The following is a 17,448-nucleotide window of genomic DNA, read 5'->3' as shown; positions in this document are numbered from 1 at the left end:
CAAGCGGTCGTCCCGTCGCGCACTCACAGTCTGCCCGCCGCCGAACGCGCGGGCAAGCATGCCGGCGCTGCCGGCGAACGGCCGCGAATCAGCGCCGCACGCACGCGCCGAGTGCACACCGGGCCATCCCTTCATCCGTCGTGCTTTGGCTGTATGCAAACCAGCTTCCTATCTTCTTGCCGACCGCGGGCAAGGCCCTCGGGCGACCGCGCCGGCCTGTACCCAGGGTTTCGTTTGCAGCGCGGACGCGGACAGGGGGCTAGTCTACTCGCCGCAAGATCAAGTACAAACACCACTAATTCTCTATAACGCAGACATCATCTGCGTTGGTTAGACTGCCCGCCATGGCCATGGAACTGTCCCACGCTGCGCGTCGCTGGGCGCTGCGCGCCCCCGATATTGCCAATCTCGTACTGGTTGCGTTGATCGCGTTGGCGCTCGCGCGTCTGTTCTGGCTGGTGTGGCCCGAACCGGGCGCGCACGCCCTCGCCCCGCGCGCTGCAAATGACAGCAGCCGGGCGGCATCGAGCCAGACGATCGACATCGACGCCATTGCCAGCGCCCACCTGTTCGGCGAGCAGCCGTCGCCGAACGCCAAGGCCGACAAGGTCAAACAGATCAAGGCGCCGGAGACACATCTCAACCTGGTGCTCACGGGCATTGTCTCCGACAGCCGCGGCGATCGCTCGCGGGCACTGATCAAGGACCCCAAGGGCAAGCAGGACAGTTACAAGGTGGGCGAGCAGATCGTATCCGGCGTCAAGCTGCACGCCATCTATGCCGATCGCGTCATTCTGGATCGCAGCGGCCACTACGAGACACTGACACTGGAGAGCATCAAGAAAGTGCGCGCGTTGACCGGCATCAAGCGCAGTCAGTTGCCGACGGCTTCGAGGTCGCACAACTCGTCGGGCTCGACGGCAACGGCTAGCGGCGCGGCATCGCGAACGGTCTCTGGCGCAGTCGCGGATCGCATCGGCGCGATTCGCAAGGAGATCCTGTCGAACCCGGCGACCGCGTCGCACTATATTCGCTTGCGGCCCGCCCGGCGAAACGGCAATCTCGTGGGCTATCGGGTTTATCCGGGGGCGGATAAATCCTTGTTTAACAAAGTAGGACTTAAACGTGGGGAACTCGTGACCGCGATCAACGGCAAGCCACTGAACAACCCGGCGGCCTCATTGCGGCTGCTCGGCAGCCTCGCGCACGCTTCGACGGCCACGGTGACCGTGCAAGACGACTCGGGTCAGAGCCGGACCATTCGGATCGATCTGCAATGAAATCGACGCCGCATCGGGTCGGAGCCGCGATTTGCCTGTTCATCCTCATGTTCGCGCCGGTCGCCGCGCTGGCCCAGAACGCGACACCGGCCGGCATCAAGAGCGACGGCAGTGATGATTCGTTCACGCTGAATCTCAAGGATGCCGACATCACCACGCTGATCGCGACGGTCAGCGAGGTGACCGGCCGTAACTTCATCGTCGACCCGCGCGTCAAGGGCAAGGTGACCGTGCTGTCGAACCAGCCGATGACGCCGGCCGAGTTGTATCAGACCTTCCTCTCGGTGCTGGACGTGCATGGCTTTGCCGCCGTGCGCTCGGGCGAGGTGACCAAGATCATTCCGCAGATCAAGGCCAAGCAGGATGGCGGTTTCGGCCGCGCGGGCGGCGCCGCGAACGAAGACATGGTCACCAAGGTCATCCACGTCAACAACGTGCCGGCCGATCAGCTGGTGCCGATTCTGCGCCCGCTGGTGCCGCAGTACGGCCATCTGGCGGCCTATTCGGCGTCGAACTCACTGGTGATCTCGGACCGCGAGGCGAATGTGCAGCGTCTGACGCAGATCGTGCATCGCATCGACGCCAATGGCTCGTCCAGCGTCGATCAAGTGCATCTGTCGAATGCCAATGCTTCCGACGTCGCCGATGCGATTCACAAGCTGCAGGGCAACAACAAGAAGAACGCCAGTTCGAGCGTTGTGGCGCTGAACCGTACCAATAGCGTCCTGATCTCCGGCACGGCCGCCGAGCGCGGCAAGCTCCGTCGCATTATCCACAACATGGACGCCAAGTCGCAGGAATCCGGCGACACGGCGGTCATCTATCTCAACTACGCCGATGCGGAGACGCTCGCCCCCGTGCTGCAGGCCTACGCCACCGGGCAGAGCTACTCCTCCGGCAACTCGCGTAATCGCGGCCTGAGCAACATGGGCGGCAGCGGTTTCGGCAACAGCGACAACGGCAGCAACAGTGGCAGTTCGCTGGGCGGCACCAGCCCGATCCAGCGCGGCGGCTCGGGTTCTGGCAGCACCGTTCAGGGTATTTCCGGGTCCAGCAGCAAAAGCGATATCGCCGTGATCGCCGAAGCCGGCGCCAACGCGCTCATCATTCATGCCCCGGCCGACAAGATGGGCAAGATCAAGCACATCATCTCCAAGCTGGATATCCGGCGCGGGCAGGTGCTGGTCGAGGGCATCATCGCCGAAATCGGGATCCAGCAGTCGAAGAAGCTCGGTATCAATATCGCCGCCCTCAAGAAAGGCGGGCCGGCGGCGGCCAGCATCCTGAGCTCCGGCACGCTCTCGGCCGTGACCCAGGCTGCCGCCAACGGCACCCCGCTCAACCTGATCCAGCAGGGGCTCAACGTGGCTCTCGGCAGCACCAACGGCGAAGTCAATTTCGCGCTGCTGGTCAACGCGCTGTCGAACAATGTCGACACCAACGTGCTGTCGACGCCGTCGCTGATCACGCGCGATAACGAGGAGGCACAGATCAAGGTCGGGCAGAAGGTGCCGTTCGTCACCGGCAGTTATACCAGCGGCACGTCCGGCGTCGGCAACGGCAACAACCCCTTCCAGACCATCAACCGGGAGGATGTCGGTCTCCAGCTCGCCTTCATTCCGCAGATCAGCGCCGGCAACACCATTCAGCTGACGATCGACGAGGAAGTCTCGTCGATTGCGCCCAGCGCGCAACAGACGACCAACGCCGGCCTGATCACCAACAGCCGCACGTTGCAGACGGCGGTCGAGGTCCAGAACGGCCAGATCCTGGTGCTGGGCGGCCTGATCGACAACAATGTCCAGGTCACGCACAACCAGGTGCCCGTGCTCGGCGATATCCCGATACTGGGCTCCCTGTTCCGTTTTAATGCGGTCGATCGCAACAAGCGCAATCTGTTGAACTTCATCCGCCCGACGATCCTGCGTGGCGACGGCGAATCCAACCGCTACAGCGCCGCGAAGTACAAATATCTGCGCCATCTGCAGATGCAGCAGTCGCGCAAACGTCTGCCGCTGATGAAAGGCAACGAGCGCCCGCAACTGCCGAAGATGCAGAATTTCAGCGGCGGCTCGCACACCGGCGTACAGCCCAAGGACAACGGCTCGTCGCCGACGGGTAAGCGGCGTGGCGATCAGTTCTCGGATTAGGCGCCATGTCCGGCATCGCCATCAATGGGGCCGTGGGCGTCGGCCGGCGTGAATGCCGAAACAGCCCTTGTGGGTCGGCAATGCCCGCGACGCATTTGATATCAGGGCCCAGTTCGTGACCGCTTTGTCGACCGGGAGGATCGCGACATGAGCAACAGCGCCGAGTCCCTTACGCTCGAGCCCATCGACGGCGAGCCGCTTGGGGTCAATGCCGATGACGGCACGTCCACAGCGCCGCGGCTGGAGCGGCTGTCGTTCGCCTTCGCCAAGCGCTACGGCATCATGCTCGGCGACCAGGACGAGGCCAGCGTGCGCGTGATCGTGCGCGAGCCGGTCAATGCCGCCGCGCTACTGGAAGTCCGTCGGCATACCAAACGCCGGCTACGGGTCGAAACCGTTGCCGCCGGCGCCTTCGATGCGATGCTGCAGAACGATTACGAAAACCGCGACGCCGAATCCAGCCAGATCGTCGAGGGCATGGATGACGACATGGATCTGTCGGATGCCGCGCGCGCGCTGTCCGAGCCGGCCGATCTGCTCGAGTCCTCGGACGATGCGCCGATCATCCGGCTGATCAACGCCCTGCTCACCGAGGCGATCAAGGAAAACGCGTCGGATATCCATATCGAGCCCTTCGAATCGCGCCTGACCGTACGCTTTCGCGTCGACGGCGTGCTGCGTGAAGTGCTGAACCCGCCGCGCCAGCTCGCGCCCCGGCTGATCTCGCGCGTCAAGGTGATGGCCAAGCTCGACATCGCGGAAAAACGCGTACCGCAGGACGGGCGCATTTCGGTTCGCATCGCCGGCCGGCCGGTCGACGTGCGCGTGTCGACCATTCCGTCGGGCACCGGCGAGCGTGTGGTCATGCGCCTGCTCGACAAACAGGCCGGCCGGCTCGATCTGCCGCAGCTCGGCATGCCCGAGAACACGCTTGCCGCGATCGACGAACTCGTGCACAAACCGCACGGCATCATCCTGGTCACCGGCCCGACCGGCTCGGGCAAGACCACCACGCTGTATGCCGGTATCACCCGTATCAACGATCGCACGCGCAACATCATGACGGTCGAGGATCCGATCGAGTACTACCTCGACGGCATCGGCCAGACCCAGGTCAACACCAAGGTCGACATGAGCTTCGCGCGCGGGCTGCGCGCGATCCTGCGCCAGGACCCGGACGTGGTCATGATCGGCGAGATCCGCGACCTGGAAACCGCCGAGATCGCGGTTCAGGCGTCGCTGACGGGGCATCTGGTGCTCTCCACGCTGCATACCAACACCGCCGTCGGCGCGATCGCGCGGCTGCGCGACATGGGCGTGGAGCCATTCTTATTATCGTCCTCGCTGATCGGCATCATGGCCCAGCGGCTGGTGCGTACGCTCTGCCCCGATTGCAAGCTGCCCTACACCGCGGATCGCCGTGAGTGCGAACTGCTCAAGGCCGATCCGGATCAGCCGCCGACATTGCACAAACCCGGCGGCTGCGAACACTGCAACCATTCCGGTTTCCGCGGACGGACCGGGATCTACGAACTGGTGGTGATCGATGACGAACTGCGACAGATGATCCATGAACAGGCTGCGGAGTACGCACTCGAAGCCCAGGCCCGCAAGGCCACGCCCAGCATTCGCGCGGACGGCCGCGCCAACGTACTGGCGGGCCGGACCACGCTCGAGGAAGTACTGCGCGTGACCCGCGAAGGCTAGCGGCGGCATTATCCATGGGTGCTTTCGAATACACCGCGCTCGACGCCCGGGGCCGCCGCAAGAAAGGCGTGCTGGAAGGCGACGCCGCGCGTGCCATCCGCGCCCAGCTGCGCGAACGCGGCCTGACGCCGATCGAGGTGAACGAGGTCGCGGAACGCGCCATCGGCGCGTCCGGCCGCTCTCTGTTGTCCTTCTCACGCGGCATGAGCGTGACCGAACTGGCGCTGTTCACCCGCCAGCTGGCCACCCTCGCCCATGCCGGCCTGCCGATGGAAGAAGCGCTCAAGGCGGTGGCCGAGCAGACCGAGAACGAGCGTGTGCAGAAGATCATCGTGGGCGTGCGCTCGCAGGTGGTCGAGGGCAATACCTTCGCCGCCGCGCTGGCCGACTTCCCGAAAAGCTTCGGCCCGCTCTACCAGGCCACGGCCGCGGCCGGCGAACAGTCCGGCCATATCGACGAGGTGCTCAACGGCCTGGCCGACTATGTCGAGGAGCAACAGGCGCTGCGCCAGAAAATCCTGGCCGCGCTCATCTACCCGGCGTTTCTGGTGGTCGTGTCGATCGCGATCGTGATCGGCTTGTTGTCCACGGTCGTGCCCAAGCTGGTGCATGTGTTCAACAGCGTACATGCGAGCCTGCCGGCACTCACCGTGGCGCTGATCGCCACCAGTGATTTCCTGCGCACCTGGGGTTGGCTGCTCGCCCTCCTGCTTGCCGCCGCGATCACGGCCTTTGGCTACGGCCTGCGCCGGCCGGCATTCAAGCGCCGTTTCCATGCGTTCGTGCTGCGCATCCCGCTGATCGGCCGTTTCGCGCGCGCCGTGAATACCGCGCGTTTCACACGGACGCTGGCGATTCTCACCAGCAGCGGCGTGCCGGCACTGGATGCCATGACCATCGGCGCCGACGTGGTGACCAACGTGCCCATGCGCGAAGCGATCAAACGCGCCGCCACCCGCGTGCGCGAAGGCGACGCCATTCATCGGGCGCTGCAGCGAGAACAGCTATTTCCCGCCATCACTCTGCACATGATCGCCAACGGCGAAATGTCCGGCGAGCTCGATACCATGCTCGGCCGGGCCGCCGATCATCAGGACCGCGAGGTCGAGACCATCCGTGAAGGCGTGATGGGCATTCTCGGACCGGCGGTCATTCTCGCCATGGGCGGCATCGTGCTCATGATCGTGCTGGCGGTTCTGTTGCCCGTATTCAATCTCAACCAACTGGTCAAGTGACCGGCCCGGTTCCACCGTTGCCCGCGAGGAGTTTCGCTATGCATTTTTCTCATCAACGCGCCGCCCGCCGGCGTCGACAAAGCGGCTTCACGCTGATCGAGATCATGGTGGTGGTCGTGATTCTGGGCATCCTCGCCGCCATCGTTGTGCCCAATATCATCGATCGACCGGACGTCGCCCGCGAAGCCAAGGCGCGCCAGGACATCAAGGCCATCGATTCGGCACTCAAGCTGTATCGCCTGGACAACTATCGCTATCCGACCACCGAGCAGGGCCTCGCGGCGCTGGTGCACAAGCCCACCAGCCAGCCGGTCCCCCGCAACTGGAAATCGGGCGGCTATCTGGATAGCCTGCCGACCGATCCGTGGGGGCATGTGTATCACTATCGCAATCCCGGTCAGCACGGTCCGATCGATATCTACACCCTCGGCCGCGACAACAAGCCGGGCGGCGACGGTCCGGATGCCGATATCGGCAACTGGACGCTGAACGACAATTCCTAGTGTCCGGTAACGTCAGCTTGCGTCACGGCTTCCGCACGCTTTTTCGTGCCGGGCAAGCTGCGGCAACGGGTCGTATCCGGGCATGCGGCGCCTGGCCGCAACGCCGCACGGCGCGATGAGTTGGCCCTACCGGAGACAAACCGCGATGGAGGCTTGGCACGCGGATCGAGCCTGCCCCGCCGCCCCGGTCGTGCCACCGGACCAGTCGCCCCAGGGCGGTTTTACGCTCATCGAGATCCTGGTCGTGCTGGTCATCATCGGCGTGGTGTTGACGTTTGCCACGCTATCGGTGAACCCAACCGGACCGGGCGACCGGCTCGACACCGCATCGCAGCGTCTGCTGGCGCTGGCGCAGGACGCGGCCGACGAATCGATCCTGTCGGGCGACACCATCGGGCTGCAGCTCACCGACCCGGGCTATCGCTTCATCCGGCTGACCGACCAGGGCTGGAAGGTCATTCGCAGCGCAGATTCGCCATTGCGCCCGCGCCGGCTCGACAAGGACATTCATCTCGACCGTATCAACCCCAACGGCGACCGCAGCCGGAACAAGCGGCAGGTCGATACGCTGACCCTGCCGGCATCGCCCATTGCGGATCGCCAGCCCGGCGAGCCTGGCGCGCAGTCCCGGGACAATGCGCCCAGGAACCGGAAGCTGGCCGTGCCTGCCGCGCTGTTTCTCGCCAGCGGTGAACTGCTGCCCTTTACGCTTGAGCTATCGGCCGACGGTGTCAAGCATCGCTTCGACATCACGGGTACATCGAACGGCCAGATCAAACGCAGGCGGGTGGCGCGGTGAAACAGCGCGCTGAAGGCTTCACGCTGATCGAGGTACTGATTGCGCTGGCGGTCATCGCGATCGCTCTGGTCGCCTTTGTCTCGGCCGGCGCCCAGAATGCGGACTACGCGACGTATATCCATCAGCGCACCATCGCGCAGATTATCGCCCGCAACCGGCTGGTCGAATATCAGATCGCCGCCAACTGGCCGAGCACGGGCACGCGCTCCGACGACGTCACCATGGCCGGAAGCCCGTGGCATTGGCAGACCACCATCAGCGGTACCGCGGATGCCAGCGTGCGTCGCGCCGATGTGCGCGTGTATGCGGTCGATCCGGATACCCACCAGGCGGACAAGAATTCGATCACATTGCTGAGCGGTTTTCTGACCCAGCATCAGAAGCCGACGACGAGCACGAACGGCCATACGAAAACCGCCACCTCCGGGAGCGGCTCGTGAGCCGGACGCGCGCCCAGTCCGGCTTCACCCTGGTCGAGTTGCTCGTCGCCATCGCGGTGTTCGCGGTGATGGCCGCCATCGCCTACGGCGGGCTGTCGTCGGTGATCGATACGCGCGACTCGATCGATGCCGCGCTGGATCGCAGCAAGATGCTGCAGATGGCGACCTGGCGGCTGCAGCAGGACATCGAGCAAGTCGTCGCGCGTCCGGTGCGCAATCGTTTCGGCGATGCCGAGCCGGCCGTCATGGGCAACCCGGACACCGGCCTGAAGATCACCCGCGACGGCTGGCCCAATCCGTTGTCGGAACCGCGCTCGACACTGCAGCGTGTGCACTACCAGCTCGGGCCGCACGGCCATCTCGTGCGGTCCTATTACCGCGTGCTCGACCAGGCACAGGACAGCGCCCCGGTGAAAACCGATCTACTCGATGGCGTTACCCAGATCGAATGGCGTTTTCTCGACAAGAACGGCCAATGGCAGGATCGCTGGCCACCGCAGAACAACGGCGCCGTCTCCGATCTGTCGAACCAGGCCACCCAGCCGCCGCCGGTAGCCATCGAACTCCGCCTCGACACCCGGGCCTGGGGCCATCTGCGGCTGTTGTTCGCCATGCCGGGCGCGCATCTATGAGCGTGCGAAGCCGGCAACGCGGCGTTGCCTTGCTGATGGCGATGCTGATCGTGGCGTTGTCGGCCATCATCAGTGCGGCGATGATCTCGCGTATGACGCTGGCCATGCATCGCTCCGGCAACATATGGAACGCCGAACAGGCGTGGTGGTACGGCATCGGCATCGAGAACTGGCTGGGCGCCAAGCTGCGCGAGGATGCCCGGCATTCCAAGATCGACTCGCTGCAAGAAGCCTGGGCGCAACCGGTCGACCACCTGCCGATCGACGGCGGCTCGATCAGCGGCCGCATCATCGATCTTCAGGGGCGCTTCAATCTGAACAACCTGGCGCTCGGCAATCCGGATGCCGCCGCGGCCCAGTTCGCGCGCCTGATTCAGGACGTGTCGGATACCGATTCGATCACCGCCCGGACCATCGCCCAGTCCGCGGCGGACTGGATCGACCCGGACATCAATCCACGTCGGCCCTACGGCGCCGAGGACGATTATTATCTCGGCCAGTCACCGGCCTATCGGACCGGCAATACGCTCATGGTCAGCCCGAGCGAACTGGCGGCGGTTCGCGGGATGACCCCGCTGCTCTACCGCGAGCTCGCGCCTTACATCAGTGCGTTGCCGACGGCCACCGCGATCAATGTGGATACCGCGCCGGCGCCGGTACTTCAGTCGCTGGCGAAGCTGCCGCCCGGCACCGGCAAGAAACTGGCCGACCTGCGCAAGGGCTCGCCCTGGAAATCGGTCAAAGCCTTTCAGGGCGCGAACCCGCTGGCGGGACAGAACCTCAAGAACGCCTCGTTGTCGGTCGCCACGCAATACTTTCTGGTCGCCGGCCGTATCAAGGTGGCCGACAGCACCACCCAGTTCTACAGCGTGCTTCACCGCGCCAGCAACGGTGCGGTCGATATCGTCCGCCAGGCAACCCAGGCTTACTAGTGCGCGGTGACGTCAGTGCAGATCATGGCTTTCGCGTGATTTTTCTCGCCGGGCAAGGCGGCCGGACGCGCCATAGCCGGGAATACGGCGCATCCGCGCAACGGCGCATGGCGTGGCAAGGCGCCGAAATAGAGCGACGAAGGAGCGTTACGAGACGCGGGGTACGCCTGCGACGCGACGGACCAACATACGCCAGGACTGCGTTAGACTGCCGCATCGGCGGGGTGCGCCCGGATGGCCCGGCACCCATCATGGGCCGTATTCAAGCGATCGTGTCGAAACATTTTATATGGGGGCGAGGCGGCGCCCGAGCGTGGACCGGGTTATACCGCGCGGCGACACAGACGCCCCCTGCCGGCGCCGCGCGCCCTGCCACGAATGGGCGTAGCCGCGCGCATTACGACAAGATACCGGCGCCAACAGGCTTGGCGCATACGGGTTCGGGGAGTTGACGTGGCCCAACGGCTGGCGGTGTATTTCGATGGAACGCAAGCGGCCTGGCTCGATGACGAGCGGCAGCTGACGCGGGGTTCGCTCGCCGAGTTTGCCGCCGCAATCGAGGGGGAGGATGCTGAGATATCGGTGCTCATCCCGGGCGAGGATGTGCTGCTGACGCGTGCACCGCTGCCGCCGATCCGGACGGCTTCGCGCCGGCTCCAGGCGGCCCGCTATGCACTCGAGGATCGCCTCGCCGGGCGCGTCGAGCAACTGCATTTCGCCCTGGCCGGCAGCGCCGACCGCGCTGGCGGGACGCCGGTTGCGGTGATCGATCTCGATCGCATGACAACGGTATGCGATGCGCTCGACGCCGCTGGCATCGAGGCGACGCGGATCCTGCCGGACTACATGGCCCTGCCCGCGCCCGGCGCCGATCACTGGCAGCTCGCGGCCAGCGGGGATCGAGTGCTGGCACGCACCGAAGCCACAGCGGGCTTCGCCTGCGATACCGATCTCTGGCCGATTGTCGCGGGCGCACTGGATGCGCCGATGGCCGCGACCGTGTACGCCATCGATGCCGCCGAGGCACAACGCCTGCTGGCTATCGATTGGGCGGGTGACGCGGAAAGCCCGGCGTTGCATCTCGTCGTCTGTGCCGATGCCGATGCCCTGGTGGCCATGCTGCTGGCCGAGCCCGAAGCCCTGCGTGGCGGCGCCAATCTGCGCCAGGGGGCCTTCGCGCCGCGTTCGCAGTTCCAGTCCCAATGGCGACCGCTGATGCTCACGGGCGCGTTGGCCGCCGCGTGGCTCGTCATCGCCATCGTCGCGCGCGGCATCGAGACCTGGCAGCTCGACCAACGGGTCGACGCCCTGCATGCGCAGACACTCGCCGCGTTTCACGATGCCTTTCCCGGGGTGCAGAACATCAACGATCTGCGCGTGCAGGCGGAACAAGGCATTCGCCAGTTGCGCGGCAAGGGCGGCGCCGGCGGCCTGTTCCCGCTGGTCCAGGCCGTCGCCGCTGTCACCGGCCAGACCGACGATCTACAAGTTCAATCCATGCAGTACCGCAACGGAAAACTCAATCTCAGCCTGAACGGCAAGAACGTGAAATCGGTCGAGACGTTGCGCGCCGGATTCGCCCAGCGCGACGATATTCAGCTATCCGTGCAGGGCGCCGACGCCAGCGCCTCGGGCGTGCAGATCCGGGCCACTGTAAGCCCGGGGGCGAGCCAATGAACGCGCTCAGGGCGTGGTTCCAGGGCCTGGCGCCGCGCGAGCGCATCATGGTGGCGGCCGCCGCCGTCATGGTGGCCATCGGGATCTTCTACTACGGCCTGTGGCACCCGTTGAACAGCGCGCTGGCCAACGCCCGCGAACAGGTGACGGCCGAATCCAACCAGGCCCGCTGGATGCTCGGCATCCGCAACGAGGCGAAGCTATTGCGCGCCTCGTCACAGCACAGCGAGCCCAAGGGTCGCGGTCAGTCCCTGCTGAGCATCGTCGATGCGACCAGCCGCGCGCACAATCTCGGCGGTGCGGTCAGCCATATTCAGCCGAAGAACAACGATGAAGCCATGGTCACCCTGGACAAGGCCAACTTCAACCGCATGCTGTACTGGCTGAAAACCTTGCAAAGCGACTATGGTGTGGTCGCCTCGGAGGCGACGATTTCGCGGGCCGAGGGCGCCCCCGGCCGGGTCGAGGCCCGGCTAACCCTGGTTCGGGGCGGCTCCTGATGAACTGGCGGATCATGCGTTTCGCGGTCGTCGGCGGAGTCGCCTTCATGATCGGGCTCGTGACCTATCTGCCCGCGTCCCTCGTGGCCGGCTGGGTCGCCCGCGATACCCCGGTTCGGCTGCAGGGGGTTTCCGGCACATTACTCGACGGCCAGGCGGCCTACGCCGTGCTACCGCATGGCGCCCTGAGCAATGTGCGCTGGCACGTACACCCGACCGCGCTGTTGCTCGGCGAGATTTCGGCAACGCTACGGGTCGACAGCGATCTGGGCCATGTCTCGGGCGACATTCATCGCGGTGTGCTCGGCTCCAACTCGCTCGACGACGTCCAGGGCGAAGCGACCGTCGGCTGGTTGTCGGATCTGGCGGGGTATACGTTCATGCCCCTGTCCGGACGGATCGGCCTGAATCTGGATCACCTGAGGTTCGATGACAAGCTCGCCATCAGCGCGCTGGCCGGTACCGTCCAGCTCACCGACAGCCGGTGGGAATTGTTGAACCCGCCGCTGCCCCTGGGCCGCTTCAAGGCACGGCTGGACCGCGACAGCAACGGGGTCGAGGCGCGCCTTGTCGACAGCAAGGGGCCGCTGGCATTGACCGGGAGGGTGGCGCTCTCCGATCGGAATCGGCGCTATGACCTGAACGTCAAGCTACGCGCCCGCGCCGGGGCAGACGGTCGCCTCAAGCAAATGCTCCGGCAACTCGGCAAACCCGACAGCGAAGGCTGGTACCACGTGCACGAACGCGGCGCCCTCTGACTGACCGGGCCGCGCGCCTCGCCACCGCAAGCCGAGGCGCCAACCAGACCGACCGTGGCCGACCGCCGTGTTCAGCCGGCCGCGCTCACCGACGATTGCCGGGCCCGAGCAACCGCGGGCTCCGGCTCTTGCTCGGCGTACAGATAATCACGCGTGACGGGCACGGCATCGTTGCGGTGCGCCAGTTGCACTTGGTAGACCACGAGCTGGCCGTAGCGAAAGATCGCTTCGCAACCGAGCAGGTAAAACTCCCACATCCGGCAGAAGCGTTCGCCCAGCCGCTCGCGGAACACATCGCGCTCGGCCTGGAAGCGCACGTTCCAGGCGGCCAGCGTCCGGGCGTAGTGCAGCCGCCAGACTTCGAGGTCGGACAGGGACATGCCGGTTTTCTCGATACATGGCGCGAAATCCGACAGGGAAGGAATATAGCCGCCCGGGAAAATGTATTTCTGGATCCAGGTGCGGCTGTCCTTGGGCGGCACGCCGTTGCGCGCGATGAAATGAATCAGGCTGCGACCGTCCGGCTTGAGCAGGCGCGCGACCTGATCGAAGAACGTCTGATACTGCGGCCGCCCCACATGCTCGAACATGCCCACCGACACGATGGCGTCATAGGCGCCCTGATGCTCGCGATAGTCCTCCTTGAGGAAGGTCACGCGGTGGCTCAGACCGAGCGTCTCGGCGCGTTGGCAGGCATGATCGTACTGATCGTTGGACAAGGTCAGCCCGACCACATCGACGTCGTACTCGCGGGCCAGAAACAGCGCCATCCCGCCCCAGCCACAGCCGATATCGAGCACCTTCTGCCCCGGTTCGAGCAACAGCTTGCGACCGATATGCGCGAGCTTGGCGCGTTGCGCCTCGTCCAGCGACATCCCCTCGTGTTCGAAATAGGCACAGGAATACTGCATTTCCGGGTCGAGGAAACGCTGGAAAAGCTCGTTGTCGATGTCGTAGTGGTGCTGCACGTTGCGCTCGGCGCGCATGCGGGTATTCATTTCGCGCACGCTGTGGAACGCGCGGCGCGCTAGATCCATCAAACGATTGGATTGCAAGTTGTTCTCGTTGGCGAAATAGAGGCGGAATACCGCCTGCAGGCCGCCCTCGCCGGGCCACCAGTCGCCGTCCATATAGGCCTCGCCGAAGGCCATTTCCGGATCAGCCAGCAAACGCCTGAGCACTTTGGTCGTCCGCAGATGCACGTGGGCGACCGGTTCGCCGGAACCGTAGCGCTGTTCCGCACCGTCGGCGTGGTGCAAAACCAGGGTTCCGCGGCTGATGAAACGCTCAAAAAAACTATTCTTCACAACCCATCCCTTTGGCCCGGCTGTGGCCGGCCGAACCCCATCGATTCATTTTTATAAAATACAACGCACGCACTGTAAGTGCATAGTGCAGCCGAGCGCCGTAATCTGGCCAAGGGCCTGCCGAACGCTTAGTCTAGGCCACCATGTCCATCATCGGCCCGCCATGACCGCTGACATCGCCCGGGCACTCTGGCTCGAGCCGCCGCGCCGCGCCAGCCTGCGCACAGAAACCCTGCCCTGCGCGGGCGCGGACGACGTGGTCGTCCGAACCTCCTATTCAGCGATCAGCCGCGGCACCGAAACCTTAGTTTATGCCGGGGCCGTGCCCGAAAGCGAATACGACCGCATGCGTGCACCGTTCCAGGCCGGCACCCTGCCCGGTGCGGTCAAGCATGGTTATGCCAACGTCGGCGTGGTCGAGCGCGGACCGCCGGGCTGGCTCGGCCGTCCGGTTTTCTGTCTGTATCCGCACCAAACGCGGTACGTCGTGCCACGCGATGCCGTGGTGGCCGTGCCGCCGAACGTGCCGGCCGAGCGCGCCGTGCTCGCAGCCAACATGGAAACCGCCGTCAACGCGTTGTGGGACGCCGGCCCCCGGGTCGGCGACCGGATCAGCGTGGTCGGCGCCGGCGTGATCGGCAGCCTGGTGGCCGGTCTGTGCGTTGATCTGCCGGGCGTCGCGGTGGAACTGGTCGATATCGACAGCGGCCGCGCCTCGGTGGCGTCGGCGCTGGGCGCGGCATTCGCCCGACCCGAAAACGCGACCGGCGGTCGCGATCTGGTGTTCCATGCCAGCGCGAGCGCCGCGGGGCTGAATACCGCGCTGTCCCTGGCCGGCCCCGAGGCCGAGATCGTGGAACTGAGCTGGTTCGGCACGCAGGCAACCAGTGTGGCCCTGGGCGGGGTGTTCCATTCGCGGCGGCTCACGCTAAAAGCGAGCCAGGTGGGCACGGTCTCGCCTGCGCGCGCCGCCCGCTGGAGTCACCGGCGCCGGCTCGCGCTGGCGCTGGACCTGTGCGCGGATGCCCGGTTCGACGTACTGTTCGCCGACGACGCCGACTTCGACAGCCTGCCGGCGATCATGGAACGGCTGGCCGATCCCGCAGACCGTACACTGTGCCAGCGCATCGTCTACGCCAACTGCCAGGATCCGCCATGTATCACCTGACCGTGCGCGATCACATCATGATCGCCCATAGTTTCTCCAGCCCGACGTTCGGCCCCGCCCAGGCGCTCCACGGCGCCACTTATGTCGTCGATGTCACTTTTTATCGCCAGACCCTCGACGACGACGATCTGGTGGTCGATATCGGCGCCGCCTCGACCGCGCTGTCGGCAGCGCTGGCCGAATTCAATTTGCGTAACCTCGACGACAACCCGGCCATGGCCGGACGCAACACCACCACCGAATTCATGGCCGGCGAAATCTTCAATCGCCTGCAACAGGCGATTGCGGACGGGCGCCTCGGCGCGGGCGCGGCCGGTCTCTGCCGGATGGGCGTGCAACTGTCCGAGTCGCACATCGCCTGGGCCGGCTACGAGGCCGAGCTGTGAAACCGACCCTGATGCTGGTCGCCGGCGACCCGACACAGTACACCGGCGGCTATATCTACGACGCCCGCATCTCGCGCGCGGCCAGCCGCGCCGGCCATGCCATTGAAGTCGTCGGGCTCGCCGGCCGTTTTCCCGAGGCCGACGACCCGGCGGCGTCGGCGCTGACCGCAGCGCTCGCCGCGCGGCTCGATGGCGAACTGGTGATCGTCGACGGGCTCGTGTTCGGCGCCCTGCCGGAGATTATTGCGCGCGAATCGGACCGGCTTCGACTGGTGGCGCTGATCCATCATCCACTGGCCGACGAATCCGGCATCGACGGCGCGTTGGCCGATCGCCTGTTCGCGAACGAGCGACGCGCGCTCGCCAACGCCGCGCACGTCATCGTCACCAGCGAATTCACCGCCCGGCGCCTGGCCAGCGCCTACGGCGTCGCCCGCGCCGATCTCGATATCGTGGCACCCGGTCTGGACAAGCCGGCCGGTATCGCACTGCGAAAGCGCGGGGGTACGCCACGCCTGCTTTGCGTGGCTAGCCTGATTCCGCGCAAGGGCCACGCCGTTCTGGTGGCGGCACTGGCACAAGTCGCCGATCTGGCGTGGCGTTGCGACTTCATCGGCGACACCGAACGCGACCCGGCGTGCGTGGCCGATATCCGCGACGCCATCGATCGTCACCAGCTGGCCGGGCGCATTCATCTCAACGGCAGCCGCCCGCCGCAGGCGCTCTCGGCTGCCTACGACGACGCTACCCTATTCATACTGCCGTCCTACTACGAGGGCTACGGCATGGTCGTGACCGAGGCGCTGGCCCACGGCCTGCCCGTCATCACCACCACCGGCGGCGCGCTCGCCGACACGCTCCCGGACGACGCCGGGCTGGCGGTGCCGCCGGGCGATTCCGAGGCGCTCGCCGACGGTCTGCGCCGGCTGCTGTCCGATCCCGACGCCTACGCCGGTCTGGCGGCGGGGGCGCTGCGGGCCGCCGCCACCCTGCCTGACTGGGACGACGCCGGTGCGCGCTTTGCCGCGATCCTCGATCGGGTCGCGCTCGCATGAGCGGCGCGTTGCCCGCTGCGGGCTCGCACTTCGCCGACGATTGGCTGACGCTTCGCGAAGCCGTCGATCATCGCAGCCGGGCCCACGGACTCACGTTTTTCGCCGCCGAACATCTGCGCCGCACGGCCGCCGGGCGCCACGCGCGGGTGGTGGATCTCGGCGCCGGACGCGGATCCAACCTGCGCTATCTGGCCCCGCGGCTGCACCGGCCGGTCGCGTGGCGCCTGCTGGACCAGGATGCCGAGCTGCTCGCCGCAGCCGAACGCGCCATGCCGCCGGATGCCGGAGAGAGTTGCCAGCTGTCCGCCGAGATCGTCGATCTGGCCGCCCCGCTGGCCCCGGTGCTGCGCGACGCCGATCTGGTCACCGCCTCCGCGCTGATCGATCTCGTCTCGCGCGGCTGGATCGACACGCTGGCTGAGACCTGCGCCCACGCCGGCGCAGCGGTACTGATCACGCTCAGCGTCGACGGCCGGATCCAGTTCTCCGATGCCGACGTGGACGATGCGGTCGTGCGCCGGGCCCTCGCCCGTGATCAGGCGCGCGACAAAGGCTTCGGTCTCGCCCTCGGCGCCGCCGCCCCGGCGGTGTTGATCAATGCCCTGGCGCGATGCGGTTATGCCGTGGCTACGCAGCCGAGCGACTGGCAGCTCGGCCGCGACGACGCCGCCCTTGCACGCGCCCTGATCGCGGGCTGGCACTCGGCCGCAACCAGTCAGCAGCCGGATCAGGCCGAGCGCATGGCCGCTTGGGCGGCGCGGCGGGTCGAGGCCGTCGAGCGCGGCCGGGCGCGACTGTGCATCGGCCATGTCGACGTGCTTGGCCTGCCCAATCCGCGCCGGCGCTGATTTAGGGCCTGTTGCCGTTTCGTCCGCGTCCGCGCCAAGCGCTGTTTTGCGGCAAGACGAGGCGTAGCGAA

At 65.9% G+C, this 17,448-nt stretch carries 17 protein-coding genes; 16 read left to right on the top strand and 1 reads right to left on the bottom strand.

The genetic code is table 11. The annotated features are described in order from the left end of the window. The first annotated feature begins 344 nt into the window (after positions 1-344). From gspC to SALB1_RS15255, 12 genes are all read left to right on the top strand, one after another. Positions 345-1,280, top strand: coding sequence for a type II secretion system protein GspC (gene gspC, locus SALB1_RS15310; protein WP_109994626.1), 936 nt, complete (start codon positions 345-347; stop codon positions 1,278-1,280). Further along, positions 1,277-3,430 carry a type II secretion system secretin GspD gene (gene gspD / locus SALB1_RS15305; protein WP_109994625.1) on the top strand — a complete coding sequence of 718 codons (2,154 nt, stop codon included), beginning with the start codon at positions 1,277-1,279 and terminating at the stop codon, positions 3,428-3,430. Before gspC ends, gspD begins: the two co-directional genes overlap by 4 nt. A gap of 147 nt (positions 3,431-3,577) precedes the next feature. Beyond that, a complete protein-coding gene (gene gspE / locus SALB1_RS15300; protein WP_109994624.1) occupies positions 3,578-5,137 on the top strand; it encodes a type II secretion system ATPase GspE in 1,560 nt (519 codons plus the stop codon). Between the two features lie 14 nt (positions 5,138-5,151). After that, complete coding sequence (gene gspF / locus SALB1_RS15295; RefSeq protein ID WP_109994623.1) at positions 5,152-6,372, top strand: type II secretion system inner membrane protein GspF; 1,221 nt, start codon at positions 5,152-5,154, stop codon at positions 6,370-6,372. Positions 6,373-6,410: 38 nt separating this feature from the next. After that, the gene (gene gspG / locus SALB1_RS15290) at positions 6,411-6,875 is read left to right on the top strand and encodes a type II secretion system major pseudopilin GspG (RefSeq protein WP_109994622.1); all 465 of its coding nucleotides are present in this window, start codon (positions 6,411-6,413) and stop codon (positions 6,873-6,875) included. A 145-nt stretch (positions 6,876-7,020) separates the two neighbouring features. Further along, positions 7,021-7,674, top strand: coding sequence for a type II secretion system minor pseudopilin GspH (gene gspH, locus SALB1_RS15285; RefSeq protein WP_158590768.1), 654 nt, complete (start codon positions 7,021-7,023; stop codon positions 7,672-7,674). Continuing rightward, the gene (gene gspI, locus SALB1_RS15280; RefSeq protein WP_158590767.1) at positions 7,671-8,114 is read left to right on the top strand and encodes a type II secretion system minor pseudopilin GspI; all 444 of its coding nucleotides are present in this window, start codon (positions 7,671-7,673) and stop codon (positions 8,112-8,114) included. Before gspH ends, gspI begins: the two co-directional genes overlap by 4 nt. After that, positions 8,111-8,746, top strand: coding sequence for a type II secretion system minor pseudopilin GspJ (gene gspJ / locus SALB1_RS15275; protein ID WP_109994619.1), 636 nt, complete (start codon positions 8,111-8,113; stop codon positions 8,744-8,746). The genes gspI and gspJ overlap by 4 nt, the downstream gene beginning before the upstream one ends. Beyond that, positions 8,743-9,678, top strand: coding sequence for a type II secretion system minor pseudopilin GspK (gene gspK, locus SALB1_RS15270; protein ID WP_158590766.1), 936 nt, complete (start codon positions 8,743-8,745; stop codon positions 9,676-9,678). Before gspJ ends, gspK begins: the two co-directional genes overlap by 4 nt. A 453-nt stretch (positions 9,679-10,131) precedes the next feature. Then, positions 10,132-11,355, top strand: a complete 1,224-nt coding sequence (gspL, locus tag SALB1_RS15265; protein WP_255414425.1) for a type II secretion system protein GspL — start codon at positions 10,132-10,134, stop codon at positions 11,353-11,355. Beyond that, positions 11,352-11,855: a type II secretion system protein GspM gene (gspM, locus tag SALB1_RS15260; RefSeq protein WP_109994618.1), complete on the top strand. Its 504-nt coding sequence runs from the start codon at positions 11,352-11,354 to the stop codon at positions 11,853-11,855. Before gspL ends, gspM begins: the two co-directional genes overlap by 4 nt. Further along, positions 11,855-12,613 carry a type II secretion system protein N gene (locus SALB1_RS15255; RefSeq protein WP_109994617.1) on the top strand — a complete coding sequence of 253 codons (759 nt, stop codon included), beginning with the start codon at positions 11,855-11,857 and terminating at the stop codon, positions 12,611-12,613. Before gspM ends, SALB1_RS15255 begins: the two co-directional genes overlap by 1 nt. A gap of 71 nt (positions 12,614-12,684) precedes the next feature. On the opposite strand, the gene SALB1_RS15250 is transcribed toward SALB1_RS15255, so the two are convergent. Further along, complete coding sequence (locus tag SALB1_RS15250) at positions 12,685-13,920, bottom strand: cyclopropane-fatty-acyl-phospholipid synthase family protein (RefSeq protein WP_109994616.1); 1,236 nt, start codon at positions 13,918-13,920, stop codon at positions 12,685-12,687. A 163-nt stretch (positions 13,921-14,083) separates the two neighbouring features. Between SALB1_RS15250 and SALB1_RS15245 the strand changes: the two genes are divergently transcribed. Genes SALB1_RS15245 through SALB1_RS15230 form a run of 4 tightly spaced genes read left to right on the top strand, consistent with a single transcriptional unit; the run spans position 14,084 to position 17,377 of the window. Then, positions 14,084-15,088: a zinc-binding alcohol dehydrogenase gene (locus SALB1_RS15245; RefSeq protein ID WP_109994615.1), complete on the top strand. Its 1,005-nt coding sequence runs from the start codon at positions 14,084-14,086 to the stop codon at positions 15,086-15,088. Further along, the gene (locus SALB1_RS15240) at positions 15,076-15,474 is read left to right on the top strand and encodes a 6-carboxytetrahydropterin synthase (protein ID WP_109994614.1); all 399 of its coding nucleotides are present in this window, start codon (positions 15,076-15,078) and stop codon (positions 15,472-15,474) included. Before SALB1_RS15245 ends, SALB1_RS15240 begins: the two co-directional genes overlap by 13 nt. After that, complete coding sequence (locus SALB1_RS15235; protein WP_199678830.1) at positions 15,471-16,529, top strand: glycosyltransferase family 4 protein; 1,059 nt, start codon at positions 15,471-15,473, stop codon at positions 16,527-16,529. Before SALB1_RS15240 ends, SALB1_RS15235 begins: the two co-directional genes overlap by 4 nt. Next, entirely contained in the window at positions 16,526-17,377 is an 852-nt protein-coding gene (locus SALB1_RS15230; protein ID WP_109994613.1) for an SAM-dependent methyltransferase, read from the top strand. The genes SALB1_RS15235 and SALB1_RS15230 overlap by 4 nt, the downstream gene beginning before the upstream one ends. The last annotated feature ends 71 nt before the right edge of the window (positions 17,378-17,448 follow it).

Source organism: Salinisphaera sp. LB1 (assembly GCF_003177035.1).
Taxonomy (GTDB): domain Bacteria; phylum Pseudomonadota; class Gammaproteobacteria; order Nevskiales; family Salinisphaeraceae; genus Salinisphaera.
Note: the sequence above shows the minus strand (reverse complement) of the source record. Positions and strands in the feature narration are given on the sequence as shown.